13 protein-coding genes are annotated in these 15,256 nt (G+C 45.2%); 7 read left to right on the top strand and 6 right to left on the bottom strand.

What is annotated here, in order from left to right:
- Positions 1–2 precede the first annotated feature (2 nt).
- Positions 3–545, bottom strand: coding sequence for a methyltransferase (locus tag ACMVP2_RS04160; RefSeq protein WP_339794488.1), 543 nt, complete (start codon positions 543–545; stop codon positions 3–5).
- Positions 546–548: 3 nt separating this feature from the next.
- Positions 549–1,754 (bottom strand): glycosyltransferase family 4 protein, encoded by a 1,206-nt coding sequence (locus ACMVP2_RS04155; protein ID WP_339794486.1) that lies wholly within the window; start codon positions 1,752–1,754, stop codon positions 549–551.
- A gap of 502 nt (positions 1,755–2,256) precedes the next feature.
- On the opposite strand from ACMVP2_RS04155, the gene ACMVP2_RS04150 reads away from it, so the two are divergent.
- From ACMVP2_RS04150 to ACMVP2_RS04130, 5 genes are all read left to right on the top strand, one after another.
- Positions 2,257–2,499, top strand: a complete 243-nt coding sequence (locus tag ACMVP2_RS04150) for a hypothetical protein (protein WP_416866843.1) — start codon at positions 2,257–2,259, stop codon at positions 2,497–2,499.
- A gap of 452 nt (positions 2,500–2,951) precedes the next feature.
- Positions 2,952–3,455, top strand: coding sequence for a T9SS type A sorting domain-containing protein (locus ACMVP2_RS04145; RefSeq protein WP_416866842.1), 504 nt, complete (start codon positions 2,952–2,954; stop codon positions 3,453–3,455).
- The gene (locus tag ACMVP2_RS04140; RefSeq protein WP_416866841.1) at positions 3,452–5,953 is read left to right on the top strand and encodes a hypothetical protein; all 2,502 of its coding nucleotides are present in this window, start codon (positions 3,452–3,454) and stop codon (positions 5,951–5,953) included. Before ACMVP2_RS04145 ends, ACMVP2_RS04140 begins: the two co-directional genes overlap by 4 nt.
- The gene (locus ACMVP2_RS04135; RefSeq protein WP_416866840.1) at positions 5,946–6,662 is read left to right on the top strand and encodes a LamG domain-containing protein; all 717 of its coding nucleotides are present in this window, start codon (positions 5,946–5,948) and stop codon (positions 6,660–6,662) included. The genes ACMVP2_RS04140 and ACMVP2_RS04135 overlap by 8 nt, the downstream gene beginning before the upstream one ends.
- A 43-nt stretch (positions 6,663–6,705) precedes the next feature.
- Positions 6,706–9,030: a gliding motility-associated C-terminal domain-containing protein gene (locus ACMVP2_RS04130; RefSeq protein ID WP_339793695.1), complete on the top strand. Its 2,325-nt coding sequence runs from the start codon at positions 6,706–6,708 to the stop codon at positions 9,028–9,030.
- 10 nt (positions 9,031–9,040) lie between these two features.
- On the opposite strand, the gene ACMVP2_RS04125 is transcribed toward ACMVP2_RS04130, so the two are convergent.
- From ACMVP2_RS04125 to folK, 3 genes are read right to left on the bottom strand one after another with little or no spacing between them, the layout of a single operon-like run.
- Positions 9,041–10,141, bottom strand: a complete 1,101-nt coding sequence (locus ACMVP2_RS04125) for an aminotransferase class V-fold PLP-dependent enzyme (RefSeq protein ID WP_416866839.1) — start codon at positions 10,139–10,141, stop codon at positions 9,041–9,043.
- 5 nt (positions 10,142–10,146) lie between these two features.
- Positions 10,147–10,899, bottom strand: a complete 753-nt coding sequence (locus ACMVP2_RS04120; RefSeq protein ID WP_339793691.1) for a sulfite exporter TauE/SafE family protein — start codon at positions 10,897–10,899, stop codon at positions 10,147–10,149.
- A 54-nt stretch (positions 10,900–10,953) separates the two neighbouring features.
- The gene (gene folK, locus ACMVP2_RS04115; protein WP_416866838.1) at positions 10,954–11,451 is read right to left on the bottom strand and encodes a 2-amino-4-hydroxy-6-hydroxymethyldihydropteridine diphosphokinase; all 498 of its coding nucleotides are present in this window, start codon (positions 11,449–11,451) and stop codon (positions 10,954–10,956) included.
- Positions 11,452–11,537: 86 nt separating this feature from the next.
- Here folK and sppA point away from each other — a divergent pair, with 86 nt between their 5' ends.
- Together sppA and bioB are read left to right on the top strand one after the other, a co-directional pair.
- Positions 11,538–13,283, top strand: a complete 1,746-nt coding sequence (sppA, locus tag ACMVP2_RS04110) for a signal peptide peptidase SppA (protein ID WP_416866837.1) — start codon at positions 11,538–11,540, stop codon at positions 13,281–13,283.
- Between the two features lie 21 nt (positions 13,284–13,304).
- Positions 13,305–14,294, top strand: a complete 990-nt coding sequence (gene bioB / locus ACMVP2_RS04105) for a biotin synthase BioB (RefSeq protein WP_416866836.1) — start codon at positions 13,305–13,307, stop codon at positions 14,292–14,294.
- Positions 14,295–14,333: 39 nt separating this feature from the next.
- Here bioB and ACMVP2_RS04100 read toward each other — a convergent pair whose 3' ends face one another.
- Positions 14,334–15,200, bottom strand: coding sequence for a lysophospholipid acyltransferase family protein (locus ACMVP2_RS04100; RefSeq protein WP_416866835.1), 867 nt, complete (start codon positions 15,198–15,200; stop codon positions 14,334–14,336).
- Positions 15,201–15,256 lie beyond the last annotated feature (56 nt).

Below are 15,256 nucleotides of genomic sequence, written 5' to 3'. Positions count from 1 at the left end.
GATTATTTACGACGGGCCTCGATTATGTAGTACCTTGGGATGATTTTTCGCAGCATTGGTCGGATACCCGGTGTCAACACGACTGTTTTCCATTTTTCTCTTCGCACAATTTCCCATCCGGCCTTGTCGAGCAGCCAGTCGAATTGCCAGTCCTCAAACTCGTGAAAATGCTGGTCCCAAGGATCATTCTTATTTCTGTATGCCTTGCTGAATGGCATTTGAAGGGGAATGGAAGCGTAAACTTTTTCGGCTTTGATGGCTTTGAGGACACTCAAAGGATTTACGAGGTGCTCAAGTATTTCGAAGGCCGTAATGGCGTCGTAGCCGTCCAGTGCAACTGTCTCCGGGAGTTCATCAAGGTCTTCTCCTTTCGTGTTTGATACCTGATAGCCCTTCTCTTCAAGAAATCTGGAAAGATCGTTTGGAATGCCCAGATCGAGAATTTTGGCTGGTGGATTCAGTCCGTGCGCCATAAAGCCCAGGGTTTTCTTGAATCGATCTTTTTTGGCGAGTTCTTTCTCCCTCGCCTTTATTCTTTGAAACATTTTTTAAGCAATTGATTGGTAATAGTTAACAAGTGTCCTGGCATCTGTGTCCCAATTGTATTTGCCTTCCAATGTAGCCCCGAGTCCGTTTTTTGCCAACTTTTCCGTTAAAATACGATTGTTGTAAAGTCCCCTCACTTGCGAGGCAAAATCCTCAGCATTGCCTGCCTGAAAAACCTTGCCAGCCTCAACAGATTCGACTACCCGTTTTAGTGGTTTGCATGAGCTAACAATGACCGGCCTTCCTACCATCATGCATTGGAAAAGCTTGTGAGGTATGGTGTGGTCGGTATGTGGGTTGCTGTTGTGTGGAATCACGTTAATACTGGCATTTTTCATAAAAGAGAAAAATTTGGAAAACGGCTGATATCCCAATAGCCTCACGTTTTTTTCAATATCAAGCTCGGCGCAAAGGCCGCTCAGGTAATTTCTAACGGCGTCATTCATAGAGCCCGCCACCACCAGTTTGCAGTCTTTGATGTCCGTCAGGTATTGCATCCCTTTTATGACGGTATCTACTCCACGGTGTGGTCCAACATTTCCGGTATAAGTGATAATGAATTCTTCTTTCCAGTCTTCATACACCTCTGGATCGTCGACCTGTTCGATGAAATCCGATCGCTCAGTATTGGAAACTATCGAGAATTTTCCATTCTTTTCTCCACTTACTTTAACCATTCTATCTCTCATTTCTTCCACGACCGTAATGACATGATCGGCTCGTTTGACAGCATTAATCTCATAGCCGGACCATTTGGCGTAGTTGAAGAAGATATTGTTTTTAAGTCGAATAAAAGGATTTTTTCTCCACTGAAACCAAACAGCAAGTGCTTCCGGATAGTTTTCATGCAGATCAAGCACTTTACTAGCACCGAACTTTTCGGCAAGACTGAATGCTGTATGGGCAAGCGGCAGGTCGTGAACATGTACAGCCTGAAAGGAATGTTGGCGAAACAGTTTTCTGGCCCTGCGAAAAAATATGGGATGCTTCCAAAAAGTAGCTATTACAATATCCCATATGCCTTTTTGGAAAGTACTGGAGTCCGTTGCTACCCTGTGAATGAAAAGCCCGTTTTCAAGCCTCTCATCTGAGGGCTGGGTGGCATTCTTCCTGAGACATAGCAGATGCACTTCAAACCCTTCCTTCAGCAGGGCGTCCGACTCTTTGAAAACCCTTATGTCGCCAGGATAGGGTTCGTTTAGGAACATCAAGATTTTCGTGACAGTCATTTCTTTCTTACTTCAAGTCAAAATTCAGTTTAATTTTTTCAATAACCCAATCCTTTTTGGCAAACCTGAATCTGTTACTAGTGGCAGGGGCTAGGCCTAACTTCAGAAAGATAGCTTCCCCGATCAAGGCAATTAAGAAATTCCAGGCTGAAGGCAAGAAGTTAGCTTTTCAATTAGTGCGTACAGCTCAACACTACAATTAAGCATGAATAGGTCTTTTTTTGACCAGTCGGAAATTCCCGGGCCCGATGCCAATCTGAATGCAGGCTCCGATTCACACGCTTTCCAGACCGGCAAGATCATGATGACATTTGAAAAGACCTAACAACTCATCCGTCCGACTTGGTGGTCATTGTCGGAGGGTCACTTCCACCATGGCCTGCACAATAGTTGCTAAAAAAAATGATGATTCAAGTAGGGCATGTGGAAACAGGCTTTAGGCAGTATGATATTGCCATGACAGAGGATACAAATCAGGATAGTGACCGATTGGTTAGCCGAATATCTTATCACGACGACTAAATGGGCTTCCGCCAATCCGGTGAGGATGGACGTTTCAGGTGAGAACATACTTTTTGTTGGGGTCACCATGATCGATAACCTTATCCAGAATCTGAATATGCTCAAATCTATGGGGGTGTGGGAAAGGGATGGACTACCGGCCAAAACCTACTACGTGCTTTCCTTGTATAGGGCATCAAATGTTGATGCCCGAACAATCTGACCAATATTTTACCTTTTTTGAGTAGGGCAGCAAAGCCTGAAAGATTATTTTCCCGGTACATACCTGAACCAGAGCAAAACTAGAGCAAGACAGATTTCTTGACCGGTCAATCGTTTATGAAAAACCTTTTTGTTATTTGGAATTTATGGTTTTGGTGAGGGATGAGATTGGAGTAATTTACGGATTCTGGTAGTATTCAGGATGAAACCACCCAACTAAAGGTGCCCTGCATTACCCAGAGAGAAAATACATAGAGACCTGAAACAATCGATGGTGGAACCAATGAACTGGTGGACTCTGATCGAAAGAAGTTGATTGAGAGTGTGGGGAAATTTGAAGCAGGAAAATCAAAAAAAAATGGGCAGTAACGGAATTATGGGATGGAAAAGCTGAAGAAAGAATTATAAATTATATTTCGCTTTTAAATTAACTGACATTGTGTACTTTTATTCATGCTAAAAAGTATGTTGCTTGTCGGCTTTATTTTTTTTACAGCCTGCGGATGTTTTGGGCAGACTGTTTCCATACAAACACTTAACTCAGGGGGTGCGTCTAGCGCCGTCAGTTCAGGTGATCTGATCGTTGAGTGGTCGGTGGGAGAGCCATTTACCAATGTCTATTCTGCTGGTAACCTGGTCGTTAGTGAAGGATTTCAGCAATTTCAATTAGTGGAAACTCCAGCAGGAGCAAGCCTCGTTTTATCTCAAGCCATAAAGGTTTATCCAAATCCATTTACAGATTTTATTGTTTTAAAGGCTGCCACAGAAGATAAGCTTAAGCAGCAACCTGTAAATGCTAGGATTTATACCACCTCAGGCAATATTGTGCTTCAAACGACTTTTTGGCAAGATGAGTTCTTGCTAGAAACATCCGGCCTTTTGCCAGGATTATATATGATAATACTGGAGCAAAATGGTAAGCTCCTTTCAATCGAAAAAATGACGAAAGTAAAATGAGAACACCTATCCTTTCCAAACTCATTATTGTGCTCCTAATGACGCTGATTATTAATCGAGCTAGTGCCCAGGATTTTTTTAACTATCAGGCGGTGATTAGAGATTCAGATGGTAAGCCGATGGGTAACACAAGTCTGTCTATTCAATTGGGTATTCTAAAGGGCGATTTCTCGGGTGATATGATTTATCAGGAAATTCATTCAACCTCAACCAGCGCATTCGGAACGGTAAGCCTTCCTGTAGGCAATGGTGAAATACTTTCCGGAGAGTTTTCGTCCATCGAATGGGGAGACGATCTTTTCTTTTTGAAGGTGGAAATCAGGCTCTCCGGTAGTTCAGATTTTGTGGAATTGGGAACAACTCAGATTTTGGCAGTCCCTATTGCGCTGTATGCCAAAAGGTCAGGAGATAATGTTTGGGAAACAGGAAGTGAAGGAATTTCAACTGATGAAAAGGTAGGTGTTGGGACAAATAACCCTTCATCCAAGCTAACCGTTGCTGGTCAGATCGAGACTACAGACGGTGGTCTGAAATTTCCCGACGGGAGCGTTCAAATTTCAGCAGCAATGCCTGACAATTTGATTAATACAACAGAGGGTCCAATATACACCGAGGAAGGTAATGTAGGGGTTGGGATCACCAGCCCGACTTCAAGACTCTCGGTGGAGGGAGTTGTGGAATCAACCGTAGGAGGTATTAAATTCCCCGATGGCAGCGTACAGACGTCTGCAGCAACAGTTGCAAGCTTTAATAGCGACTATTTCAATAGAAATGATGGGCCAATATATGCGAGTGATGAGGAGTATATTGGGATAGGAACTGCGGCACCTCAAACAAATTTTGAACTGGCGGGAGATGGTAGTGGTAACTTTGAACCCATTATTTTCCGTAACGACTATACAATGAATCTTCTGGCACATGCTTCTGGCAATGTTGACTTCCTCAACGCATCTTTTGTGGCCAACAGATCCAGGGGAACCTATGCGGCCCCTCAAAACGTCATTGGAGGTGATCGGATCGGTGGCGTCTACGGAAGGGCCTATCTGGACGGACAATATCAACGAACTACTGGAATTCAAATGTTTGTTGGCGCCGGCGCTGGTGCCGGGAGTTACCCTTCAAATATTCGCTTTGAGACCACATCCACAAATAGTGTTGAAAGGGTTGAACGGATGAGGATTGCCGATAATGGCTACATCGGTATTGGCACACCTAACCCCGGGGCACCTTTGACAGTCAATGGTACTATTCACTCAACTTCCGGCGGGATAAAGTTTCCTGATGGAACGACACAAACAAGCGCCGCAACTGCTATTAATTCCAACTATTTTAACAAAAATGAAGGACCCATTTACGCCGTTAACGACCAAATTGGTATAGGGACTTCTACACCTCAAACCAAATTTGAAGTTGCGGGTGTGGGGAGTGCCAATTACGAGCCAATAGTCTTTAGAAATAACTATACAATGAACCTGATGGCGCATGCGTCAGGTGAGATAGATTACCTCAATGCATCTTTTGTATCTCACAGATCGAGAGGTACTTATCAGAGCCCAACCAACGTGCAAGATGGAGACCGTGTTGGTGGGTTTTATGCCAGATACTACTTTGATGGTGACTATAGGCGGGCTGCGGGGATTCAGATGTACGTAGGTAACGGTGCTGGTGCAAACAGCTATCCCTCACTCATCAAATTTGAAACAACCGATGCTGGGGAAATTGAAAGAAGCGAGCGTATGAGGTTGACAGAAAAAGGTTTTTTGGGTATTGGTACTCAAAATCCTGAATCAATGCTTTCTGTTAATGGCACAATCGAAAGCCTGGAAGGAGGTATTAAGTTTCCAGACGGCACGAAACAGTCATCTGCATTTAATAACGCAAACTACTTTAATAAGGCAGGTGGCCCAATTTATGCAAATGGCAGCAACGTCGGCATAGGGGCTTTAGCACCTCAAACCAATTTTGAGGTTGCGGGTGTGGGTAGTTCCAATTACGAGCCAGTAATCTTTAGAAATAACTATACAATGAACCTGATGGCGCATGCGTCAGGTGAGATAGATTACCTCAATGCATCTTTTGTATCTCACAGATCGAGAGGTACTTATCAGAACCCAACCAACGTGCAAGATGGAGACCGTGTTGGAGGGTTTTATGCCAGATACTATTATGACGGTGTGTACAGGAGATCGGCGGGCATCCAAATGTACGTAGGAACTGGAACAGGAGTCAATAGCTATCCTTCTTTTATAGCTTTTGAAACGACTAACGTAGGCGAGATAGAGCGAAGTGAGCGCATGAGAATTTCTGAAGTAGGCAACATAGGGGTTGGCACCTCTGCTCCAAAATCGAAAATCCATGTTACAAATGGCGACGTCTATATTGATAACGCCTCCAAAGGAGTGATTATGAAATCACCTGATGGAACATGCTGGAGAATGACTGTTGACAACGCCGGAGCACCTGTTTTTACCACCGTAGTTTGCCCCGAAAATGAATAGAGTTAAAACTCGAAAATACCTTGGGGTTCTGATCGTTGTCGTTTTTTATCAGCTGAGTTTTTCCTGTACACAAAAAACTACCAAAAGCATTAGTCGTTCAGATGGATTGTTGTTGAACTTTAGTTTCGATGGAAGAGATTCTTTCTCAAACTTCCAAGGCCTTCGAACGATAAATTGGGGCGAGGTTACAAATGCCGATGATAGATTTGGGAAGGAGCAGTCATCAATGTTTTTCGAACCAAATAGCGCTAGAATTGATGTCACTTCTGATTTATCTCTCAAAAGCCAGCTCTCTATTTTTTGCTGGGTTAAACTAGCGAGAAGACCCGACGATCGAACACAGCACATCATCAATAATGGGGACAAGTTGGGATTTTTGGTCAGAGACAAAGTTGGCTTAAGGGTTGTTTTGGCCGATTTGCGAGGGGGGAAAAATACATGCCAGACAAATTCTGCAAGCATGTTGACGGACAATAAGTGGCACATGGTGGGATTTACTTACGATGGCATAATCCTAAAACTATATATCGACGACAAGCTTAACGCTGTATCCAGAGGGCAGGTAGATATTGCCGATCTCATGAAAAGCTTCACCATCGGAAACCATATTAACCAGGTTCGGCCTTTCCGGGGTTATTTAGACGATATGAAAGTTTATGGACGGGTTATTTCTGAAGATGAGGTAAGAAAGTTGGCAGGGGCTGGATGATGGCAATGATTTTGTTCTAATATTGTTCTTCGGTAATAAAAGCATGACTGCAAACATAGTGCGAGGAGGGCTGCTGACACTGATTGGCCTGTCAATTGGGTTTATTTGCAACGCTCAGTTTGAACTCCCGTCAACTTTCAAGATTATTTCTAAGGGTCAGGAAAATTTTGATGGAGACCTCCGTGCTGGTGATCTTTTTGGCATTTCCGTTGCCAGCATGGGAGATTTTGATAACGATGGAATTGAGGATATTGTCGTAGGCGCTAGCAGTACTGATGATGGTGGTGCTCAATCCGGTGCGATTTGGATTGTCCTGTTGAACCGTGATAACAGTGTTAAAAATCAATATAAAATATCAAACGCTCAAGGTGGTTTAGCTGCCACAATTCCTTCAGATTCTCGGTTTGGTTACTCCGTAGCAAATATTGGAGACTTAAATGGTGATGGGACAACCGATGTTGCGGTGGGTGCTGTCTACGACCATGACGGTGGGTACCAACATGGTGCGGTCTGGATAATTTTTCTAGATGAAGATGGTACAGTAAAAACTCACCAGAAAATTAACGAAACGGCTGGAGGCTTTACTGGGTCGCTGGCTGATTTGGCTTCATTTGGGAGTTCCGTGACGACTTTGGGAGATGTAGATGGTGACGGTGTCATAGACTTGGCTGTCGGGGCGTATCGGGACAATGGGATGAATACCAAAACCGGAGCCGTTTACCTATTGCTTATGAACCCTGACGGCTCTGTCAAGTCAAATAGAAAAATAAGCGGAGGAAATTCTGGTTTCCCGAATGTTTTGGGCTATGAAGACTATTTTGGATGCTCTGTTGCAAATGCTGGAGATTCTGACGGGGATGGTATTGCTGAACTTATTGTGGGAAGCCAGAGGGATGACGACGCAGGGCCTGATGCAGGAGCAATTTGGATCCTTTTTCTGCATGGTGATGGTACTGTCAAGAATCAAAAAAAGATTACTAAAAATCAGTCTGGCTTTAATTATGAGCTTAATTCAGGTGAACTGTTTGGTACTTCTATTTCGGTGGTGGCAAATATCAACGAGCAGGGCGATTACGGCTTCTTGGTTGGCTCTACAAGGGACAACGCAGGCGGAGCAGATGCAGGGGCGGTTTGGACTTTTGAGACGGAAAGAAACTTCGATGTTACTAAAGCTGGAAAGCTAAGTTATACTTTGGGAGGAAGCAACATTGATATAAAGCCAGGAAGCAGATTTGGTCAATCAGTTCTAGTCTACCCATCAGGAAGTGGTTATAATTTTGTAATTGGAGCTCCATACTACGATGAACTTGGACAGGATTTGGGAGCATTGTGGGTGTTGGGTACAGAAGATTGCGGTATTGAAATAACAGACGTAAGCGCTGGTGTTGACCAAGCTGTCTGTGGCTACAGCGCAACACTTTCGGCCTCATTGGGTGACGGTGAGGAAGGGTTTTGGACCGCATTGGGGCCAGGCGTGTTTGAAGATATTGGGGATCCAAACACTGTTGTGGCCAACATGCAGACAGGCCTTAATACTTTTGTTTGGACTGTTTCGAATTCTTGTGGACAGAAGAGCGACACAGTCACTGTATTTGTAAGTGACTCGTTAGAAGGCGTTTCTGCGGGCGACGACTTTAACTATTGCGCATCGAGCCTGCCCGTAAGTTTGAATGCTGTCGATGTAGGAGGTGGAGGGGTGTGGGCCTCCGAGCATGTTGGCGTTAGCTTTTTTGATAAGTCCTCACCTCAAACAGAAGTGAATTTTGATTCACCAGGAGTCTACAACTTAATTTGGACAGTTTCAGTTGGTCAGTGCACGGCGTCCGACACAGTGACCATAACCATACAGGAACAGTCCCTTGCCTATGCAGGAGAGGACATTGATCACTGCTTCGCTGAGGCAGCCCAACTCCATGCTCAAAGCCCCGTTGCCGGGATTGGCCGATGGGAGGTCATAGAAGGAAATGTGCATGTTTTTTCGCCTGAAAGCTCTTCGTCCGGTATTGAGGCTGATGCACCTGGACTAAGTAGGTTAATCTGGACAGTTTCAGGCGGAATATGCCCTGCCTCGGTTGACACTGTTCTGGTTAATTTTTATAGCCCACGAGATCTTCTTGCAGACGAAGTTCCTAATGCTTTTTCGCCCAATGGAGACAGCCGGAATGACAGGTTAGAAATTTTGAGTGATAGAGGGCTGCTTGGCAGTCAGCTGGATATCTTTTCAAGGGATGGGCAAATGATCCACCATGCCTATAACTACCAAAATGATTGGGACGGAGATCACTTTCCCTCGGGTATATATTATTACACGATCAAGTTTATAGCTTGCCCAGCAAGCTACAGGGGATACTTTCATTTGGTCAGATAGTATCCTCAAATTAGATAACTTCTGCCAACCTATCAATCTCTCTCTCTTCATTATAAAAGTGCACCGCCGCTCGCAGGTAATTGGGCCGGTAGGTAGTGATGATTTTTTCATCAGTCAGCTTTTGATGCAGTGACTTGTCGCATTCGAACGACACAATGCCTGACCAGCTTTTCTCGTCTCCGGGGGCCATAGGAGAGAAGCCAGCTCCTATAATAGCGGTGTGCAGCTTTGCCGAAAGTGCTTTCACCTCTTCGTAGATGTTTTGCCACCCGATGGCTTTCAGTTCTTTCAATGCCTGACCCTGCATCAGTATCAGAAGTGGCTTGGGGTGGCCAGCTTCGAGGCTTTGTGGAGGGTTTTTGAGGTTTTCAGCCGGGATCGGATCCTTTAGGAAGTCAGTCATACTACCAGGGCCAAGTGCTCCCTGCTGAAGCCTTTTTATCGAGTGCTTATTAACGTAGATCATGCCAGCTCCATAGCCAGAGGTAAGCCATTTGTAAGAACTCGCCGCCAGCACGTCGACGTGTATTTTCTGTAAATCGATAGGGATCACACCCAGGCTTTGGATGGCATCCACAATAAGGAACGCTCCATGTTTTTGGCAGATGGCCGATATGGCCTCAAGGTCGATCCGGTAGCCGTTAGTGTATTGCACATGGCTGATCACCAGTACCTTGGGCTTGCCAGAAAGCGCCTTTTCAATGGCTTCCAAATCAATGTGGCTCTTCATGTCCCAGTCTATCCAGTGAATTTTCCGGCTGTGGTGAATCCATGGCAGTGTTACTGAAGGGAAATCGTGCGTTACCAGAACCAATTCGAGGTCAGACGGCAACATTTGCTGCACCCAGGAAATACCGTACGAGGTATCCCATGTCAGGCCTATTTCTTCGCTTGAGGCATTCAGAAGTTCCGCAAACAGTTTCCTTGTTCCTTCCATCTCACCCATCCACGACGGAAGCTTTTGGCTGGCATACTGTGCGAATTCTGTAAGGTAGTCGGTTCCCTTTTGCAGTGTAGCCTGACTCAGGGCACCGGCATTGGCCGTATTCAGGTAGGTGCAGTTTTGAAGAAGGGGGTAATGGGAGCGAATGCCTTTTTTGTCTGCAATCATGTCTTTCAGGTAAAAAACCAAAGTTTAATGGCCAATGCAATTACGGTAATCACAAGGAAGATGCGAATCACTTTGTCGCCTTTCTCGACTGACCATCGGCTGGCAATCCAGCCACCTGCACTGTTCCCGACTGCGAGTACGAGCCCCAGTGTCCAGTTTACCTTGTCTTCTATGATGAAAACCAATAGCGCCGATCCGGTATAGATTAATGCTGCAAATACTTTTACAAAGTTGGCTTTTACCAACGAAAACCCGTTGATGTGAGTGAGCGCTGCAATGGTAAGAAAGCCAACGCCAGCTTGAATGAACCCGCCATAGATGCCAATGAAAAAGAAAGCGATGACTCCCCACAATTGATGCATGAAATCCAGCTTTTCTCCATTGGACTTCTTTTTGAAAACAGAGTCGAAAATGATTGAAAGCACCACGAGCACCATGATGATGGCTAAAATGCGATTAAAAAGATCGGCATCAATTTCTACAGCGAACCACGCGCCAATGGCACCACCTATCAGAGACGAGCCAGCCAGCCACCAGGAATAGGGCCGGGCCGATACGCCTTTGCTCTGAAAACCGGCGACCGAAAAGATGTTTTGCCCCATGATGGCTACCCGATTGGTTGCATTGGCAACAGCAGGTGGCAGCCCAAGAAAAATCAAAACTGGCAACGACAGCAATGAGCCTCCGCCAGCCACGGTGTTGACAAAGCCAGCGATAAACCCGACTGCCACAATGAGCAAATATTCGTAATATTCCATGCGTCCTCGTTAGCTGCCGAAGTTAGAAGAAAAATGTATCTGAGAATATTTATTTTATGTGTTGGCGGTGGCGTCTGATAACTTTGTTACCTCCAATGTGTCGACACATTCACTGAGTAGTTGCGTTTGATTTTTACCTAAAGTTGGGTGAATAAATGCAGGTGCAATCTCGGTCAATGGTGCAAGCGTAAACCTTCTGAAGGGGATTTGCGGATGAGGCACAACCAGGTTATCTGTTTTGATTACTTCATAGCCAACGTACAAAATATCGATATCGATGACCCTTGGGCCCCATTTTTCTATCCGCTGTCGCCCCAGGTGCTTTTCAATTTCCAGCGCTTGATTCAAGACCTCCTCAGCCCGTAAACCACTTTCAATTTCAATCACCTGGTTAAGAAAATCGGCCTGCTCAGTCTGGCCCCACGCCTGGGTAGTGTAAATCGACGAACTTCGAACCATCTGCCCTATTCGCTCGTTTATCAATCGGCCAGCCTCCAAAAGGGTTGCCAAGCGATCGCCCTGGTTGGAACCGAGTAAAAGGAAAATGCCCATGGAGGTGAATAATTTTAGCGGTGCTCTTAACTTAGGTGAATCTTGTTAGATTTGCAAAGAACAAAAATAAATCAAAAACTGTCTCAATGGCCTTTCTTCGAAATTTGTTAGCCACTATCCTTGGCCTTTTTATCTTCAGTTTTCTGGGCATACTTGTCCTTGTCGGCATTGCTTCGAGTAGTTCGGAAGAAACGGTAGAAGTGAAAGATAATTCTGTTCTCTACCTGCCATTAGGAGGCATTTTAAGTGAACGTACTCCCGAAGATCCGTTTCAGGAATTTTTCCCCAATAGTGGCCCTAGTTACATCGGAGTACTTGATCTTTTGAAAGTGATAAAGAATGCAAAAACAGACGAAAAAATTAAAGGCATATACATTGAGCATGGCTATCTGTCGGGAGGCTTTGCCAGCCTGAAAGAGGTCAGGGACGCCCTTTTGGATTTCAAAACATCAGGGAAGTTTATCTACTCATACGGAAACTACATTTCAGAAGGCGACTACTATATCGGGTCAGTGGCTGACGAGCTCTACGTTAACCCGCAGGGTTCACTTGAATTTAATGGCTTTAGCGCCAATATTTCGTTTTTTAAGGGTACACTCGACAAGCTGGAAATTGAACCGCTGGTGTTCAGAGTAGGGGAGTTTAAGTCGGCCATCGAACCTTTTATTCGCAAGGACATGAGCCCAGAAAACGAACTTCAGATCAACTCCTTTTTGAACTCCGCTCATGATACTTTTCTTGCAGACATTGCCGAAGCAAGAAACATCCCTGCCGAAAAACTGAAGGAAATATCATCGGAAATGAAGGTGAGGCGAGTGGCTGATGCTGTTGACTACGGCCTGGCCACCAAAGTAGCCTATGAAGATGAAATGAAGACCCTGCTCAAGATAAAACTTGGGATAGAGGAGAGCGCTGATATTACATTCATTTCGTGGAAGAAGTATAAGAAGTCGATTTCGCCGGACGAAATATCCAAGAACAGGATTGCGGTAATAGTTGCCGAGGGAGAAATTTTGATGGGTGAGGGCGAAGAGGGCCAGATTGGAGCAGAAAAATTTGCCCGGGAAATAAGAAATGCCCGGGAAAGCGATAGAATAAAGGCCGTGGTGCTGCGCATAAATTCGCCAGGAGGAAGCCTCACGGGCTCCGATATTATCTGGAGAGAAATCATGCTCACCAAAGAGAAGAAGCCAGTTATTGCCTCCATGGGCGACTATGCAGCTTCAGGTGGTTACTACCTTTCCATGCCGTGCGACACCATCGTTGCTCAGCCAAATACCATTACAGGGTCAATAGGTATTTTCGGAATGATGTTCAACATGGAGAAGTTCCTTGAGAATAAGCTGGGTATCACTTTCGACGTTGTTAAGACAGGTGATTACTCCGATATAATGACTGTAACAAGATCGTTGAGTGACTTTGAGAAACAAATTATCCAGGATGGTGTGAACGAAGGCTATGAAACCTTTACGTCGAAGGCAGCAGAAGCAAGGCACTTACCTATAGAAAAACTGAAGGAGTTGGCTGGCGGAAGAGTTTGGACGGGCATTCAAGCCCATGAGCTTGGCTTGGTTGACCTGCTGGGAAGTTTTGACGATGCAGTCAAAATTGCTGCTGACAAGGCTGAGCTGGGCGACGATTATCTGCTGAGCTTTTACCCTAAGCAGAAAAACTTTTTTGAAGAGATGTTTTCAAGCGCTTCTAATGAACTGGAAGCCCGATCTATCAAAAATAACTACGGGATGCTTGCCCCTTATGTAAAAGAAATTAGAGATTTGCAGCACTATGAGGGCATTCAGGCACGCATGCCCTATTCATTTGAAATTAAATAACCGAACCTACGCTATCAGGGAATGACCGAACTAAGAAACAACTGGACAAGAGGAGAAATAGAGGAGATTTACAATTCTCCCATGTTAGACTTGATTTACAGGGCGGCGACCGTCCACAGAGAATATAGCGACCCACAGGAGGTGCAGGTCTGCACTTTGTTGTCGGTGAAGACTGGAGGGTGCCCTGAAGATTGTTCTTATTGCCCGCAGGCTGCACGATACCACACTGATGTGAAGGTGCAGAAGTTAATGGATGTTGAAGAGGTGCTTTCTAATGCAAAAGCTGCCAAGGAGAACGGAAGCACGAGGTTTTGTATGGGTGCTGCCTGGAGAGAGGTGAGAGACAACAAAGACTTTGACAAGGTGATCGAGATGGTAAAAGGCGTGAACCAAATGGGCATGGAAGTGTGCTGCACGCTAGGTATGATCACCGAGTCGCAGGCGAAGCGGCTGAAGGAAGCAGGCCTTTATGCTTATAACCACAATCTCGACACCAGCGAAGAAGCTTACGAAGATATTATTACCACAAGAACCTATAAGGACAGGCTGGATACATTGGAGAATGTTCGGACTGCAAAAATTTCTGTGTGCTCAGGCGGCATAATAGGTATGGGAGAATCTCACCTCGACCGGGTGGGGATGCTCCACACATTGTCGACGTTGCCGGAACATCCTGAGAGTGTGCCTGTAAATGCGCTTGTAGCCGTTGAGGGAACGCCTTTGGAAGACCAGGAGCGGGTGCCGGTTTGGGACATGATCCGAATGATAGCCACGGCAAGAATCATTATGCCTAAGGCCATGGTAAGGCTCTCAGCGGGCAGGGTGAACATGACCATGGAGGAACAAGCGCTTTGCTTCCTTGCTGGTGCTAACTCTATCTTCGCAGGAGATAAGCTACTTACCACGCCTAATCCGGAAGTGGACGCAGACAAGCAGATGTTTCAGGTGCTTAACCTTAAGCCCAGAGCGTCTTTCAAAGGGGCCGCTGCAGAGAAATATTCAATGGCGTAGCAGCTGCTATCGGGTAGCAGTAACACATTGATGTTCCTGTTACCCATCTTCTCTTTTTAGCTTCCACCTGTTATGCGACCAAAGCCACAGATGTGGCGTCTCGATAATGGCTTCCTCAAGAATAGAAGCATACCGTTCTATTATTTCTTCGGCGGTTGCTTCATTTGGGTTTTCAATAACTTTTACGAATTCAAGCGTGTAGTGCCCTCTCGAAGTTTTCTTCATCAAAGGGAAGAAAACGGGGTAGTTGGTTTTTCGGGCAATCCTGTCGGCACCTATCAAAAATGGTGTGTCCTGATTGAGAAACTTTATCCAATGACGACTGCTGTTTTTCTTAGGCCTCTGATCTCCGATAATACACGTCAGCGAAAGCGCTCCCTGCGAGCCAAGCTCAATCACCGTTTTGTACCCTTTTTTAGATGGTACTGCCACCGCTCCAAACCTTTCCCTGGCGTTCTTCATTAGAGCTTCGTAGTAAGTTGACTTTAGAGGTTGGTAGAAGGTAAGTACCTTATGGGACAGCGACAATGGTATGGCTGCCAGCCACTCCCAGTTTCCGTAGTGGGCGGTATACATAATCAGGCTTCTTCCTTGTTTGAAAAAGTCTTCGAAAACTTCTGCGTTCAGAACCTGAAACCGTCGCTTGATAGCTTTCTCGCTTATCGATAGAAACTTTCCAGACTCAAAAATTAAGTCGGTGAAATGCCTGTAAAACGCTTTTTCAATAGACTTGATTTCAGAAATGCCTTTTCCGGGGAACGAAGCCGTGAGGTTTTTTCTTACCGTCGTTGTTCTGTATCTAATCAGGTAGTAAAGAAAAACAAATGAAATATCTGACAGCATATAAACCAGCCAGAAGGGTAGGCGGGACAATAAAAGTATCGGTATGTATTTCAGGTTTTTCAATAGAGTGTCTCCGAGTTTTTTGCTATTTGACTGGTTGAGGAACAAATGCAGGAACA

The organism is Imperialibacter sp. (assembly GCF_048007035.1).
In the GTDB taxonomy this organism is placed as follows: Bacteria; Bacteroidota; Bacteroidia; order Cytophagales; family Cyclobacteriaceae; genus Imperialibacter.
The sequence above is the reverse complement of the archived record's forward strand: the minus strand, read 5'-3'. Positions and strand labels throughout refer to the sequence as shown.